The sequence below is a fragment of the Patescibacteria group bacterium genome, from assembly GCA_038064855.1.
Lineage (GTDB): Bacteria > Patescibacteriota > Minisyncoccia > Ryanbacterales > GWA2-47-10b > SICQ01.
The window spans coordinates 17,440-32,979 of sequence record JBBTSE010000001.1 but is presented as its reverse complement, the minus strand read 5'-3'; the positions used below and the strand labels follow the sequence as shown (position 1 = coordinate 32,979).

At 48.0% G+C, this 15,540-nt stretch carries 14 protein-coding genes; all 14 read left to right on the top strand.

All coding sequences use genetic code 11. From position 1 onward, the window contains the following. The first annotated feature begins 3 nt into the window (after positions 1-3). Positions 4-867, top strand: a complete 864-nt coding sequence (locus tag AAB417_00140) for an NAD(P)-dependent oxidoreductase (protein MEK7630429.1) — start codon at positions 4-6, stop codon at positions 865-867. Next, positions 864-1,580 carry a glycosyltransferase family 2 protein gene (locus AAB417_00135; GenBank protein ID MEK7630428.1) on the top strand — a complete coding sequence of 239 codons (717 nt, stop codon included), beginning with the start codon at positions 864-866 and terminating at the stop codon, positions 1,578-1,580. The genes AAB417_00140 and AAB417_00135 overlap by 4 nt, the downstream gene beginning before the upstream one ends. Positions 1,581-1,598: 18 nt before the next feature. After that, on the top strand, positions 1,599-2,972 hold the full coding sequence (locus tag AAB417_00130; protein ID MEK7630427.1) for a glycosyltransferase family 39 protein: 1,374 nt from the start codon (positions 1,599-1,601) through the stop codon (positions 2,970-2,972). After that, positions 2,969-3,691: a sugar phosphate nucleotidyltransferase gene (locus AAB417_00125; GenBank protein ID MEK7630426.1), complete on the top strand. Its 723-nt coding sequence runs from the start codon at positions 2,969-2,971 to the stop codon at positions 3,689-3,691. Before AAB417_00130 ends, AAB417_00125 begins: the two co-directional genes overlap by 4 nt. Positions 3,692-3,849: 158 nt before the next feature. Then, complete coding sequence (locus tag AAB417_00120; protein ID MEK7630425.1) at positions 3,850-5,577, top strand: radical SAM protein; 1,728 nt, start codon at positions 3,850-3,852, stop codon at positions 5,575-5,577. A gap of 96 nt (positions 5,578-5,673) precedes the next feature. Then, complete coding sequence (locus AAB417_00115) at positions 5,674-6,444, top strand: NUDIX domain-containing protein (GenBank protein MEK7630424.1); 771 nt, start codon at positions 5,674-5,676, stop codon at positions 6,442-6,444. 93 nt (positions 6,445-6,537) lie between these two features. Beyond that, positions 6,538-7,524: a GDP-mannose 4,6-dehydratase gene (locus AAB417_00110; protein MEK7630423.1), complete on the top strand. Its 987-nt coding sequence runs from the start codon at positions 6,538-6,540 to the stop codon at positions 7,522-7,524. After that, positions 7,517-8,479: a GDP-mannose 4,6-dehydratase gene (locus tag AAB417_00105; protein MEK7630422.1), complete on the top strand. Its 963-nt coding sequence runs from the start codon at positions 7,517-7,519 to the stop codon at positions 8,477-8,479. The genes AAB417_00110 and AAB417_00105 overlap by 8 nt, the downstream gene beginning before the upstream one ends. Continuing rightward, positions 8,476-9,426: a glycosyltransferase family 2 protein gene (locus AAB417_00100; GenBank protein MEK7630421.1), complete on the top strand. Its 951-nt coding sequence runs from the start codon at positions 8,476-8,478 to the stop codon at positions 9,424-9,426. Before AAB417_00105 ends, AAB417_00100 begins: the two co-directional genes overlap by 4 nt. Further along, complete coding sequence (locus AAB417_00095) at positions 9,423-11,213, top strand: thiamine pyrophosphate-binding protein (GenBank protein MEK7630420.1); 1,791 nt, start codon at positions 9,423-9,425, stop codon at positions 11,211-11,213. The genes AAB417_00100 and AAB417_00095 overlap by 4 nt, the downstream gene beginning before the upstream one ends. A gap of 5 nt (positions 11,214-11,218) precedes the next feature. After that, positions 11,219-12,406: a pyridoxal phosphate-dependent aminotransferase gene (locus AAB417_00090; GenBank protein ID MEK7630419.1), complete on the top strand. Its 1,188-nt coding sequence runs from the start codon at positions 11,219-11,221 to the stop codon at positions 12,404-12,406. Beyond that, a complete protein-coding gene (gene rfbH, locus AAB417_00085) occupies positions 12,381-13,712 on the top strand; it encodes a lipopolysaccharide biosynthesis protein RfbH (GenBank protein MEK7630418.1) in 1,332 nt (443 codons plus the stop codon). Before AAB417_00090 ends, rfbH begins: the two co-directional genes overlap by 26 nt. 157 nt (positions 13,713-13,869) lie before the next feature. Beyond that, complete coding sequence (locus AAB417_00080) at positions 13,870-14,496, top strand: hypothetical protein (GenBank protein MEK7630417.1); 627 nt, start codon at positions 13,870-13,872, stop codon at positions 14,494-14,496. Positions 14,497-14,527: 31 nt separating this feature from the next. Continuing rightward, positions 14,528-15,540, top strand: a 1,013-nt coding sequence (locus AAB417_00075; GenBank protein ID MEK7630416.1) for a peptidoglycan-binding protein, incomplete at its 3' end; no start/stop codon positions are given.

Genomic DNA, 15,540 nt, shown 5'->3' with positions numbered 1-15,540 from the left:
CATATGAAGATTCTCCTTGTCGGGTCATCTGGCTTTCTCGGATCCCACCTTACTAAAAAGCTCAACACCGAATTTACGGTAGTGTCTTTTGACATTACTCTCGGCAATGATATGCGTAATCGCGACCAAGTGCGTGTAGCGGCAGATGGTGTTGATATTATTTTCTTTTTTGGCGCGGCGGCGGTAGGTAGGCGTAATATTGATGGCAGTACTAATATCGGTGATATCGAGTATGATGGTTTACGTACAGTCGCCAAGGTAGCAGCTGACCTGAAGAAGCCCATTTTTTATGCGTCGAGTATTAGGGTGTATGGTACAACTGCAGAAATGGCCGCAGGCGAACACATTGAGCTCCATCCCACAAGTGTTTATGGAAAGACAAAGCTGCGTTGCGAGCAGGCTCTTGTAGAGATCATGCAAGGTGTGGGCGCGCCCTATTATATTTTTCGAATGGCCGCCATTTACGGTAAAGGCATGCCAGAAGATTTCATTGTGGCGAGCTTTCTCCGCGATGTCTCTGCCGGCAAAGCAATCCATCTATTGAGTACCGGTACCCAACAGAGAAATTTTTTGCATGTCGATGATGTCTGTGAAGCATTCGCGCTATTTTTGAAATCCGAGCACAAAGAAAGTGGGGTGTATAATATTGCGCATACAGAAACCATTCGCGTACTTGATTTGATTGAGCTGTGCGGGCGTATTGTGGGTAAAGAGGCTCAGGTTTATCCCGCTAGCGACATCTCACCTGAGCCGGATGAGATGATAGCCGTTGGAAAGATAGAAAAAGCCGTCGGATGGCATCCACGCGTTGCTCTTTCCCAGGGGCTTGCCACATTGTATGATGCATCTATCATCTCTCGGTTATGAAAAATTATACTAAAGTAAGTGTTGTTATTCCCGCATACAATGAAATGCGCACTATTCGTAGTGTTATTGATCGTACCGAGAAGGCCGATGTGTTGGGACTCGAAAAAGAGATCATTGTTGTTGATAATTGTTCAACCGATGGTACACGGGAAGTTATTGATGAGTTGGGCAAATCAGGCCGCGTCAGAGCGATCTTACACGAGAAAAATCTCGGTGTCGGCACGAGTTGGCGCGACGGCATTGCGGTCGCAACCGGTCAAATTATTGTTCGTCAAGACGCGGATATGGAATATATGCCAGAAGATTTCCCATTACTTCTGCGCCCGATTCTCGATGGCAAAACTGAGATTGTTTACGGCTCGCGCATTTTAGGCTTTGAGAAAAGCAAGTATCGTTACAAGACTTATTTGTGGGGAGGTATCCTCATCAACAAGCTCTGCACGCTCATCATCGGTACACGCCTATCCGATATTCTCACAGCATCAAAAGTTTTTGATAAAAGTATTTTTGAAAAATTTAGCTTAATGAGTGTTCATTTCGAAATTGAAGCCGAACTTACCGCGAAGGCGTGCCGAGCAGGGTTTCGTATCATTGAGGTTCCTATTACCTACAATGCACGCAGTTTTGAAGAAGGAAAGAAGATCAGATGGCACCATGCGTTTGTAATATTGCGGAGCGCGGTTTACCATCGGTTTTTCTCAACTCTCAAATAACACATGATACGCGGTTTAATGCGGTGGGATAGATATGAGCTCTGGCTTTTTTGTCTTGCGGTATTTGTGCGAGTATTTGCCGTGGCGGTGCTTTTTTTTTGGTACCCGCCCTTTCCGTTTGCTGGTTCTGACTCGCAAAGTTATTTATCAGCCGCGCGCGGTTTTCTAGTAGAAGGGCATTTTATCGCTGAGGATGGCGTCTCTCCTAATAGTTATGAGATGCCCGGATATCCGTTGTTTGTGGCGGCATTAGAAAGTATTGGCGGACTGATATTCGTCGCGCTTGTTCAGTGCCTCTTATTGGGTGTGACCACGGTGTTGATATATCGTATCGGCGGACTGTTTTCAGCACACATAGGGATGGTCGCTGCGTTGCTGTTTGCTTTTGATCCGGCTGGTATATTCTATTCGGGCTTCATCCTCACCGAACCTCTCTTTTTGTTCTTTTTCGTATGCGCTGTATATTTCGCAGTTTCGTCCGAATCACTACTTCGAGGTACGCTTATCCCCGGGTTACTGCTAGGTATGGCCACTATGGTACGTCCGGTAGGAGAAGTTTTGGCAGTCGCGTTTATCGTATTTTATATTTTTAAAAAATCAGTCGCGTGGAAGAAATGTTTTATTGCGACAGCAGTTTTTGTGGTCGGATTTGCGATGATCGTAGGCCCATGGATTGTGCGCAATAAGATTCTTTTTGGTCGCACAGAACTCTCTGCTGTCGCCGCGTGGCAATTTGCCTATGCGCATGGACCGCTTTTTTATGCGTATCAAAACAATATCTCCGATAAAGAGGCCATCTCTCTATTTCACGCGCGTCTTCTAGAGGTAAGCCCCTATGTTGAAGACATTAAGGCAAATCGTGCGGGCACTCTTTATAATGCCCCCTATCTATGGCAGGTAGCGTTTGAATATATTGGTGAGTATCCCGTAGCATTTGCGCGCTTTCATGTGATAAAAACTGTTCCGTTTTTTGTAAGTGATGGATTGCGCGAAATCGCAGGTCGCGTCGGTTTGATTGATAATGACTTACCCAATATTGGTAATTTATTATTACGCGGAGAAGTTAGCGGGATCATCGCGGCACTTGTACAAGAGCCTCTCGCGTTTGTGTTATTTCTTATCGGCAGTCTTTTCTGGGGCGCCGTCGTGTGTTTGATGGTTGTGGGCGCGTGGCAATACAGTCGTCATGATGTCCGCGGGCGTCGCACCATCATGCTGCTTGTTTGTCTCATTGTTATTATGGCCGGTGTCGCGGGCGGCGCAGTATCTCATCCACGGTATCGATATAGCGTGACACCGTTTATATTTGTGCTGACGGCGATTGGCATTAGCCGCGTGGTATTACAGAGCCGTTTGACACAAAGGGTAAAGCGCTTTAAAGTTTTTTCATGAAGGTAATGATTCTTTGCGGTGGGAGAGGGATTCGTCTCAATGAAGAGACAGCCTTTAAACCGAAGCCTATGGTTATGGTCGGTGAGCGACCTATCGTATGGCACATCATGAAGCTCTATAGTCATTATGGATTCAATGACTTTGTTCTCTGTCTTGGGTATCGGGGAGATATGATCCGAGCATATTTTGATAACCCAGCGCACAAAGAGCCCCAGTGGAATGTACAGTGTGTTAATACGGGAGAAAGTGCTGAAACGGGAACTCGCATTATGCGAGCCGCTTCTTTTTTGGGAAATGATGAGAAGTTCATGCTGACATACGGCGACGGGGTTGCCGATGTCGATATAAAAAAACTTGTCGATTTTCATAATGAACACAACAAGGCTCTCACGGTGACCGCTATCAAACCACCAAGCCCGTTTGGTGTACTCGAGATTGACGGCCATACGGTCACTTCGTTTGCGGAAAAACAGCGATCAAAAGATTGGACGAGCGGAGGGTTCATGGTATGTAATCGTTCAGTACTCGATCTTTTATCTGATGATGAGAAGTGTATTTTTGAACAAGGCCCTGTGCAAGAGCTTTCTCGGAGAGGTGAGCTCGCGGCGTACAAGCATGAAGATTTTTGGCACTGTGTAGATACGCTCAAGCATCTCGAAGGACTCAATGCATTTCATTCGCGTGGCGAGCGCCCGTGGATGGTGTGGGAGCGGGCGTAGGTTTGTTCTGGGCATTTTTTGTGCTATAAGTGGGGTTGAATTTGAACCTTGATTTTTCTGCATGAAAAACAAATAAGCCAAGGAGGTAGCTAGTGAATGACCAGCTTGTAGCTCACGAGCTACGAAGGCGTTTCCCACGTACTCCCATCAGACGAGTCATGCTCATCAACCCGCCTGCCTTGCCCGCCAAGGCATTCGATCTTAGCGCGGCGAGAAAGAAGCGGTACTCAGGATTTCTCCCGTACGGACTCGCGGTACTCGCGCGCTTGCTGCGAGAGGCGGGGTTCGCCGTGTCTGTACTCGATCTCAATTTTTTTCTGTTGGCGACAGCTCAGAGAGGAGATGAGGTTGATGTCGATGCGGTATGGAGAGAGGAACTTCGGAGAGCTCTTCTTTCTTTCGACCCCGATCTCGTCGGCGTCACTTGCATGTTCACCATGACACACGAGGTTTTTACCGAAGTGGTGCGCGAAGTGCAGGCGCTAGGCGCCCCCGTCATCGTTGGCGGCGTGCATGTGACCAATGACACCGAGCGCATTTTGCGCGAGCTCGATGGCGTAGTCGCGTCAACCCACGAGGGCGACGTGAGCTTTCCCGAGCTTCTTGCCTTTCTCAACACGCCCGATGCGGATGTAATCCCGCGACAGATCGCCATGGTGATCGATGGGCACTACTGGTCAGACGACCGCCGTGCTCTACCCACCAGTGAGGTGGTGAGTCGTGTGGCGGCCCTCGATCTTTTGCCGGTCGAGCAGTACTCGGGTGTCGGATCTATCGGATCATTTATCTCGGGTCTGCCCGCAAACACGCGTGGAGCTGTCTCGCTGTTCAATAGGGGATGCCGCGCGCAATGCACCTTCTGCTCCGTCCGATTTTTCAATGGGCCGAGCGTGCGTTCACGATCCGTCAAAAGCGTCGTCGACGAGATCGAGTGGCTCTACCACGAGCGCGGGGTCACCCATATCACCTGGCTCGATGATGACCTATTCTACGGAAAGGTTGTCGACCTGTTCAACGAGATCGTTCGTCGGCGTATTCCCATCACATGGGACGCGTCCAACGGCGTCATCGCCGCTGCTCTGACGCCTGAGATTATGGCGGCAGCAGCAGAGTCTGGTTGTATCGGCCTTTTCTTTGGTTTCGAGTCTGGTAACCCCCAGACGCTTCGAGAGATCAAGAAACCCGGTACGATTGAGCAGTACCTTCGAGCCGCCGAGCTCATTCATCTCTACCCTCACATCTTTACGCGCGCGTTTCTCATGATAGGTTTTCCGCACGAGACGCTTGAGATGATGATGCAGACCATGCGGTTTGCAATCAACATGAACCTCGATTGGTACAACATCACCATCTTGCAGCCACTTCCCTCGACACCGATCTACAAGAGCATGCTCGAAGAGGGTTTGCTCGAAGATCTCGCGATTTCTGGCGAGGTAAAGTTCCAAGTGGGACCATTCGGCAAGCAGACACAGATCGAGCGAGCCGAACAGCTCAATGCGCGATCATTCGCAGATGAATTCGCATTACTCGATCCGCAAGCCGTCCCGCCACGCGACATGCTCAGCCTCATCTGGTTCTTCATCAACTACCAGGTCAACTACGCGCGCGTAGGACGGGTCGATCGTCCAGAGAAACTCGCAATCATGCATCCGTTTCTCCACGACATTGCCGACCGTGTCACCGAAAATCATGCTCTCGCCCAAACAGCGGCAGCGGAGATCAGTGCCAAGACAGGAGATTGGCAAGACGTAAGGCGCCGCATGGCAGACGTACGGCGAATACTCGCCGAGTCCGCGTACTGGCGCGACAAGTTCGGGGCCTTCAATCTCGATGGCTGGCTCGCTTTCATCGAGTACAACATGCAGACACACCTCACAGCAGGATGAGGGCCATCACCGGGTGGCCCTCTTTTTTTTGTCGCAAGGGTATTGATGGTTTTAATATATTGTGGTATGGTATTTTCCAGACCTCGTTGAAATAAAATGGTTTCCCAAGCGAGGAAAACAGCACAAACACAGGAGGTAATAGTGCAACCAGAGGTAACCGAACTCAGCGACGAGGAGAGGGATCTCTACCTCAAGCTCCAAGCCAAGGTTGGCTGGAAGCGAACGGGGACTGAGGTCTTCGAAAGCTTCTTCCCCATCTTGCCGTTCGTCCCGTCCGAGCAGGCACTCGTGCGTACGTGTGCTGATGGCTCGAAGGAAGTCCTCATGTGGTACCGTGAGGATCCGCACTACAAGGGCTGGCACATGGTTGGAGGGTACATCCTCCACGGCGAGTCGGACGAGGAGTGGCTCGCGCGGTGCATCAAGAAAGAGACGGATCTCAAGCTCAGCTCCTTCTGGCACATCCGCGACTTCAACACCCGACCCGAGACCGGCTGGGTGCCCAATCACCAGATGGCCAGATTCTTCGTCTGTGAGGTGAAGGGCGAGCCAAGTGTGGGCACCTGGTTTCCGCTCAACGCGATTCCCGAAGATACCCTCGGGCATCACAAGAAGTACATCGACTGCCTTCGCGCGCATTTCATGCGGATGGAGACGATGTGCCAGAAGGGAATCTGGCACGACCACAAGTCGAAGGCGCCGCAGTGGAAGTGGCGGGTTTGCAACTGGAACTATTTCGGTGAAAGCGCCGATCGGGTCGATTCTGGGCGCGTGTACGATGCGCTCGATGACGCGGTCGCCGCTTTCAGGAGCTTCGAAGCTCCTCTAGCCTACCTCGTCGATGACCAGGGTCTCCAGATTCTGTAGGCGCGATTCGCGCGAGCGGACACCAACGGGTGTCCGCTCTTTTTTATTCTGACTCTTGCGCAATATCGATTTTTGTTGTATGAATTGGGAATCATGACGCTTGGATATTGGCAACATAAAAATGTATTTATCACCGGAGCTACAGGGCTTTTGGGCTCGTGGCTCGTCAAATATTTGGTTGATGCCGGCGCTCGCGTGACGGTACTCATACGCGATATGGTGCCTGATTCATATCTTTTAACCTCCGGTTACGCGGGTCGCGTCAATGTCGTGCGCGGCAGTCTTGAAAGCTACCACATCCTTGAACGAGCGCTCAACGAGTATGAGATCGATACGGTATTTCATACAGCCGCACAAACCATCGTGCAGATTGCAAATCGCAATCCTCTCCCAACACTCGAGGCAAATGTGCGCGGTACCTGGAATATACTCGAAGCCGTGCGCCGCAATCCTAATGTAAAAAAGATTATTATTGCTTCTTCTGACAAAGCATACGGCATTCACAAAGAGCTCCCCTATACTGAAGACGCGCCATTGCGCGGTTCACATCCGTATGATGTGTCCAAGAGTGCTGCCGATCTAATCGCGCAAATGTATCACAGTACCTATAGTGTACCAGTGACCATTACGCGCTGCGGCAATTTTTTTGGTCCCGGCGATTTGAATTTTAATCGTATTGTTCCCGAGACCATTCGTGCGTTGGTTGCCGGTCAGCGTCCCGTGATCCGTTCTGACGGTACTTTTATTCGCGATTATTTTTATATCGAAGACGCAGCTGATGCGTATATCACGCTCGCAGAAAAAATGGATGATCCTAAAATTCACGGACACGCCTTTAATTTTTCAAACGAACTCCAGATGTCAGTGCGTGAAGTAGTAGAACGGATCGGCACATTGATGGGCAGCTCGCTCGAGCCACTTATCATGAACGAAGCTCGCAACGAGATTCTTCATCAATATCTGTCTGCTAAAAAAGCGCGGGAAATGCTCGGATGGAGTCCCAAGCTTGGCTTTGATGAAGGATTGCGTCGTACTATAGACTGGTACCGCAAATTTTTACATACTAAAGGTAATGTCTAACACTTCGCGCGTCTCGCTCGTGACCGGCGCCGGTGGCTTTGTTGGTGCGAATTTAGTGCGAAGACTCGTGAATCAGGGCGAGCGGGTTCACGCGCTGGTGCGTGCTGATAAGCCAAATTGGCGACTTGCCGATATCGCGGACAAGATCACTTGGCACAAGGCCGATCTATGCGATAAGGCTACGGTGCGTACGATAGCGCATACGGTACAACCGGAATTTATTTATCATCTTGCTACTGCAGGCGTATACGCGGGAGCTCATGTATCTGACAGCGAGATGATTGAAAATAATGTTTGCGGTTTTATAAATCTTGTAGACGCGGTGAGCGACTTGAATTATGCGTGTTTTATCAATACCGGCAGTTCCGCTGAATATGGGCAGAAGCAAAATCCCATGCACGAAGCTGATATATGCGAACCTACGACAGCCTATGGCATCAGTAAACTCGCTGCTACACACTACGCGACTTTGGTAGCTCAAAAAGAGTCGAGACCTATTGTCACACTGCGCCTCTTTTCTCCCTACGGGCCGTATGACGATGCTAGTCGTCTTATGTCGTATGCTATCGCGCGCGCTTCGCGTGGTGAAAATCTTTCATTGGGTGATCCCCAATCAGTAAGAGATTTCGTGTATATCGATGATGTTATAGAAGCATATGTACAGTGTGCGAAAAATGCAGTAAAGTGCAGAGGAGAAGTATTCAATATCGGAAGCGGGGGAGAGTTTTCCGTCCGCACTGTCGTTGAAAAAATTTTACAAAAGGTAGGGTCATCTTCGCAATGTTCGTGGAGAAATGCCAACGCGGGTCGTCCTTGGGAATCATCTCGTTGGCAGGCTGATATCTCAAAGGCAAAAAAAATGCTAGACTGGGAACCCAAAGTTTCTTTGGATAAGGGTTTGGACAAGACTCTTTTGTGGTTCGGTAAAAATCAGTCTTTTTATAAAGACATATGAAAGAGCATATCACCGATAAAAAAATATCAGTCATCATAGCTTGCTATAACGAAGCTGAAAATATTCCCGCGATGTACAAGCGGTTGACAGAGGCGTTTGTGCACATCACGCCTCACTACGAGTTTGTGTTTGTTGATAATGCTAGTCGTGATAATTCCGCCGAATTGTACCAATCTTTGTGTGAGCAAGATCAGCGCGTTTCGGCGATTCTGATGTCTCGTAACTTTGGGAGTTCAGATACTTCGTATTCGGCAGGCACGGAATACGCTTCGGGGGACGCTGTTATTTGGATTGATGGTGATATCCAAGACCCGCCTGAGCTTATCTCACAATTTGTACAAAAATGGCTTGAGGGGTATGAGGTCGTGTATGGTGTTAGGAGTAAGCGTAAAATGGGTATATTTTTGGGTTTTGCATATAAAACTTTTTACCGTTTGTTTCGTAGATATTCATATATAGAGATGCCAATGCATGCGGGCGATTTCTGTATCATTGATAGGAAGGTCGCTGATGTTCTCAACAGCATGCCGGAACGCGACAGGTTTATGCGGGGACTGCGCGCATGGGTCGGGTTTAAGCATACTGGTGTAGAATATACCCGTCTCGAGCGTGCCGCAGGCCGCTCATCGACAAATCTTGGTTTGTATATCCGAGTCGCGAAAAAAGGTTTAATATCTTTTTCATACGCACCTCTTTCGTTTATCTCAAATATTGCATTTGTCGCCATGATAGCGACTATGATTGCGATCCTTGCCTTTCCGTTTTTTGCTATTTTTTACCCAGCGCCACGCGGATTTCTCACACTCATAGTTGTTATTCTCTTCATCGGTAGTGTTCAATTTTGCATTTTAGCAATTTTAGGAGAATACATGGCAAAGATTTTTGAAGAGGTAAAAGCTCGGCCAAAATATATCATTCGTCATATTATAAATAATCATCGCATATGAAACTTTCAGATTACGTCGTTCAACATCTCGCTGACAGAAAAGTAAAAAAAGTATTTCTTATCACGGGTGGCGCTATCGCGCATGTCGTTGATTCTTTTCGCAATATCAAAGGCATTGACTATGTGTGCCATCAAAACGAGCAAGGCGCGGCAATGGCGGCAGAGGCCTACTCGCGTCTATCTGGCACCATCGGTGTCGCGATGGCAACCAGTGGTCCTGGCGCGACCAATCTCATCACCGGTATGTGTTGCGCGTGGTTTGATTCTATCCCAGCTCTGTATATTACTGGGCAAGTAAATAATCACGAACAAAAAGGAAATACAAAGGTGCGACAAGTCGGTTTTCAGGAGACGGATATTGTCTCTATGGTAAAGCCGGTCACTAAATATGCCGTGATGGTTACCAGGCCAGAAGACATACGCTATGAGCTTGAGAAGGCAATATATATTGCGTACGAAGGACGCCCCGGCCCCGTATTGATCGATATCCCGATGGATATTCAGCGCGCTGATATAGATCCAAAAAAGTTGCGCTCTTTTACTCCACCAAAAAATGCCGGACCCGATCGCGATACTGGCAAACGCTTTGATACGAAAATCAAAGCCGCAATGCACTTGATGGAGAAAGCAAAGCGTCCTGTCATTATTGTCGGCGGCGGAGTCCGTCTAGCAGATGCAACCTCCCAGATGGGAGAATTTATCAAAAAGACCGGATTTCCTGTAGTAACTTCGTGGAGCGGTTTTGACGCCGTTGCGTTCGGGCATCCTTTGCATATAGGGCAGTTCGGTGTTTATGGAAACAGAGGAGCAAACTTCGCTGTTCAAAACGCTGATTTTATCATCAGTGTTGGCTCACGCCTCGATACGCGTCAGACGGGCGGTCAGCCATCTACCTTTGCGCGTGAAGCAAAAAGAGTCATGGTTGATGTTGATAATGCAGAGATAAAAAAGCGTCGCGGGTACAAGGCAGATGTGGAGATTTGTAGCGATGCGAAAGATTTTCTAAGAACCACAAACACGCTTTTGAAAGACTTTTCAGGGCAAGATATTACTGACTGGGTAGGTCGTACGAGAGTCTGGAAAAAGGCGTATCCCGCGGTCTTGCCCGCATACTACAAACAAAAGGGCAGCGTGAACTCATATGTGTTCGCAAAAACACTTTCTGATCTTACTCCACGCAACGCGGTGATCATACCCGATGATGGCGGCAATTTGACATGGATCATGCAATCCTTCGAGATCAAAGACGGTCAGCGGCTTTTCTCAGCTTTCGGCAATTCTCCCATGGGGTATTCATTTCCAGCGAGCATTGGCGCAGCATATGCAGTCGGTCCCAAGCGGCCAGTCATCGCGATCATCGGTGACGGCAGTTTCCAGATGAATATTCAGGAATTGCAAACTCTTTTTCTGTATAAAATTCCGGCAAAGGTTTTCATTCTCAACAATCATTCATATGGTATTATCAAGCAGTTTCAAGATTCTTTGTTTGGAGGGCGCTACGAGGCTTCATCTCCAGAAAAGGGATATGCTCCGCCAGACTTTGTCGCTATCGCAAAAGCGTATAAACTCAAAACGGTGACAATCAAAAATCACCAAGAGCTTGCGAGTAAGATAAAAGAGGTGCTTCGTTTCAAAGAGCCTGTTATTTGCGATGTACTGTTAGATAAAGATCAGAAGTTGATGCCGAAGCTTGAGTTTGGCAACGCCATCGAAGACTTGTGGCCAGAGATCGATCGCAAAGAATTCGCCGCCAATATGATAGTAAAACCTTTCAAAAAGAAAGCATAAGTCATATGTCGCAAGACCCTATTCCATTTTCTCAAATAGCGCAGCAACTACAGGCAAGCCCCATGTTTACGGTGTTAGCGCAGGTACAGGCGCTCGAAAAAGCAGGTGAGCACATTATCCATTTTGAGATAGGTGACCCTGATTTTAATACGCCTGCGCATATTGCTGATGCCGGCATTGCCTCGCTCCAAAGAGGCGAGACGCATTATGTAAACTCCTTGGGTATTGCCGAATTGCGTGACGCGGTCGCAGAGGCGACTGAGCGTGATTTGGGGTTTCGCCCATCTCGAGAGCAGGTAGTTATCGCCCCCGCTATTTCTTTTGTATATTTTGTCGTAAATTGTTTAGTGAATCCCGGCGAGGAGGTCATCGTTGCTAATCCGGATTATGCTTCGTATTTTTCAGCCTTTTCTGCGTTGGGCGCAAAAGCCGTCGCTGTTCCTACCTACGAGAAAAAGCAATTTCGCATACAGGCAGAAGATATCGAAAAACATATTACTCCGAAGACGCGATTGATGATTATCAATTCTCCGCAGAATCCGACGGGCGCGGTTATCTCCCGCGAGGATTCAAAGAAAATATTTGATCTAGCTCAAAAGCATAATATTTTTATTATTAGCGATGAGGTATACGGTAAAATAGTATATGATGAAAAGGTGCATTCTTTGGGCACCTATGATCATTGCCGCGAACGAATTATTATCTTAAATAGTTTTTCTAAAACATACGCCATGACTGGTTGGCGTCTCGGGTACGCGATTGCCCCCGAACAAATCGTAGAGAAACTTGGCCTGATGATTCAGACGGTTATATCGAGCGTACCGGCGTTTATCCAGCAAGCTGGTGTTGCCGCACTCCTCGGAGATCAATCATGTGTTAATACTACGGTTGAGGAGTATCGAGGGCGTCGTGATTTGATCATCAAAGGGCTCAACGAGTTATCGGGAGTTTCGTGTGTAGTGCCGGGCGGGGCCTTTTATGCGTTTCCAAATATTTCAGGCACCGGTATGTCGAGTGAAGAATTTACACGTTTTATACTTGATAAAGCCCGTGTCGCCGTTTTACCGGGAGTAAATTTCGGTTCTATGGGGGAGGGACATATACGCATTTCATTTGCAACATCAACCGAAAATATTAAAGAAGGACTCGCGCGTATGAAGAAAGCGCTTGAAGAACATAATCATCATGAATAAAGAACTCAAAAAACAAATACAAAAAGAGTATCAAAAGCGTTTTGGTAACCAAAAGTTTATAGCAGGCAAAACTTCTATACAGGCGTCGGGCAAAGAGTTTGATTGGCAAGAGATGGTGGGCATGACCGAGGCGGTTCTCGATGGCTGGTGGACCGAAGGACGCTTTGCCGATGAATTTGAGAAGAAGTTCGCTAAGTTTGTTGGTGTTCCATATTGTATTACCACTACATCAGGATCCTCCGCTAATCTTTTGGCGATCTCAGCACTTACTTCTTGTCACCTTGGCAAACGCCGTCTCAAACCGGGAGATGAGGTGATAACGCTCGCGGCTGGATTCCCCACGACAGTCAATCCGCTTATTTTACATCAACTGGTGCCCGTTTTTGTCGATATCGATGTAGAGACTTGTAATGTCAATAGAGAGCAGCTCAAAAAGGCCATATCTAAAAAAACAAAAGCGATCTTTTTACCACACCATCTTGGTAACACTTTCAATGTCGATGCTGTCAAAGCGCTCTGCAAAAAGCATAAGCTCTGGCTTGTCGAAGATTGTTGTGACGCACTCGGATCTACCTATAAGGGAAAGCAAGTAGGTAGTTTTGGGGATTTGTCGACATTTAGTTTTTATGCCGGTCATCACATGACGATGGGAGAAGGTGGCGCGGTGATGGCGCGCGATCCACTGCTGGCTTCTGTGACTCGATCGTTCCGTGATTGGGGCAGAGAGTATTGGTTTAAAACAGGAGAAGATTCTCGGCGTGACAAAGGACTTGGCGCGCTTGGCAAATCAAAATTACCCCCCGACTATGATCATAAATTTATTTTCTCGGAGATAGGATTTAACCTCAAGATAACCGATATCCAGGCCGCATTGGGTCTTGTGCAACTTAAGAAGGTAGGCGCGTTTACAAAACGCAGGCGCGATAACTTTGCTTATTATTACAAAGAATTAAAGCGCCACAAAAAGTTCTTTGTGTTGCCGGAGGCAGCCGTAAACACTCAGCCATCGTGGTTTGGTTTTTTGCTTACTCTCAAAGATGATTGCCCATTTACACGAAAAGAGCTTATTCAATATTTGCATGACCACAAAATCGTAACGAGGATGTTTTTGGCAGGCAATATTATCAATCAGCCTTATTTCCAAAGTTATGCTATTGATTATCGGGTATCGGGCAAGCTTCCAAATACTGATCATGTCATGCGCGGGTCTTTCTGGGTTGGTTGCTATCAGGCAATTGATAAAGAGAGACGAGAGTATGTTGTCAAAGTTTTTACCGAATTTCTAACGAAGTACCCTAGAGTCTAAAATCCGTATCATATAAAGATATCCACAGGCAATTACATTTTTTTGGTTTTTAGGAATACAATGAAGGCGTAAAGCTGTACCTTGCTCAGAGCTTTGTCGGGTTCTTGCTTGTAAATAGTTTTAGCCTATTAATCATCTTTATTTTTTAAAGCAAAATATGAAAAATGTAACTGTTTCTTTGCCATCTCAGAGTAGGGAAATCCTCCTCATTATTACAACGTTCTTTGTCGCCGCTACGTTTTTTATCGCTCTCAATAGCTGGGCAACCACTATCGGTACCAACGTTGATACCAGTGTCTTCAATGCTTCTTCTACCGCGCATATTTCGGGTAATATCAACGGCGGCGCCAATCTCTTCATTGGTGGTACGACCACACAGTCGATGGCGGCAGTAGCTTTCGGTACCGCAACAGCGGGTACGAATATTGATGCATATATTTCTGGCGGTTTGGGTGTGAACAATGCCACAAGCGCTGATGGTGATTTTGTTGTCGGCACGAGCCCATTGCTCTCATTCACCAAAAATGGACGCTTGGTAGTCGGCGCAACCTCAACGGGTGCGGTCTCAGGTATCTCAGGTCACAAATTTATCTTTGATGGTGGACAGGCAATCTTCTCATCAGGAAGTACAGCAACTGCTACGTTGAGTATTCTTAACGAGGCATCAGCTGATGGTACCAACGCTTGTATTGAAATGAGTACAGATGGCATCACCTATCGCGTATTTATCAATAGCGCGCGCACTGGGCTTACGGCAGAGGCAGGGTCATGCGGAGGCAACTAAGGTTTTCTTATTCATTAAAAATTATCTGAATATGAGAACCAAATTTTTAGTCGGGCTTCTCGCTGTTTCCGTGGGTTTCGTGCTCGCCCAGAGTGCGTTGGCGGTAACGGTAAGCGAAGCCATCACGCTGACCGCTCCCACAGAGAGTGGGAGCACAAATAATGTCACGATGTCGGCGAATTCCACGTTCGATTCGATGACGGTAACAGCGACAGCACTTTTGATTTCAGTTTCCAGCGATCAGAGCGTCACACTTACATCGTCAGACGCGCGCGTATTCAAGAACGATCAGAGTGTGCAGACGGTATGCAATACCACTTCGTCTTCCATAACTCTTTCGAGTGCCATTACCTACGCCATTCAAATGGGCGGCGCGTGCTCGCAGGGTGGAGGAGGTGGAGCGGGTACTCAAGCAACTCCGCCACCACCACCAAGCTCTGATAGTCCAGGTGGCTCTACCACCCCACCTCCACCGCCGTCCGACTCGGGGAGCTCTACTACACCTCCACCACCTTCAACGGATACTACTATCCCTCCTCCAGCTACCACGACACCTCCTCCGTCAATGCCAACCCTTCAGGTTCCGACAAAAGAGCTTTCTTTGGGTATGAAAGACGATCAAGATGTCATGAAGCTTCAAGTGCTTCTTGCTTCCGACACGTCTCTCTATCCGGAAGGTTTGATTACGGGTAACTTTGGCCCCAAGACCGAGGCCGCGGTGAAAAAGTTTCAGACAAGGCATGGGATTTCGCCGGTGGGTCGCGTAGGTCCTATGACGCTCGCGAAACTCATGGAGATTTACGGCAGCGGTTCAATGACTGCTCCGACGCCAGCCGCATCAACTGGTGGCAAACTCACTCGCGAGCTTGCGATGGGGGATGAGGGAGATGATGTAAAAACTCTCCAGTCGTTCCTCGCCGCTGATCCAAGTCTCTATCCCGAGGGTTTGATTACTGGCTATTTTGGTGGTCTTACCAAGGCAGCGGTACAAAAGTTTCAGACAAGGCATGGGATTTCGCCGGTGGGTCGCGTAGGTCCTATGAC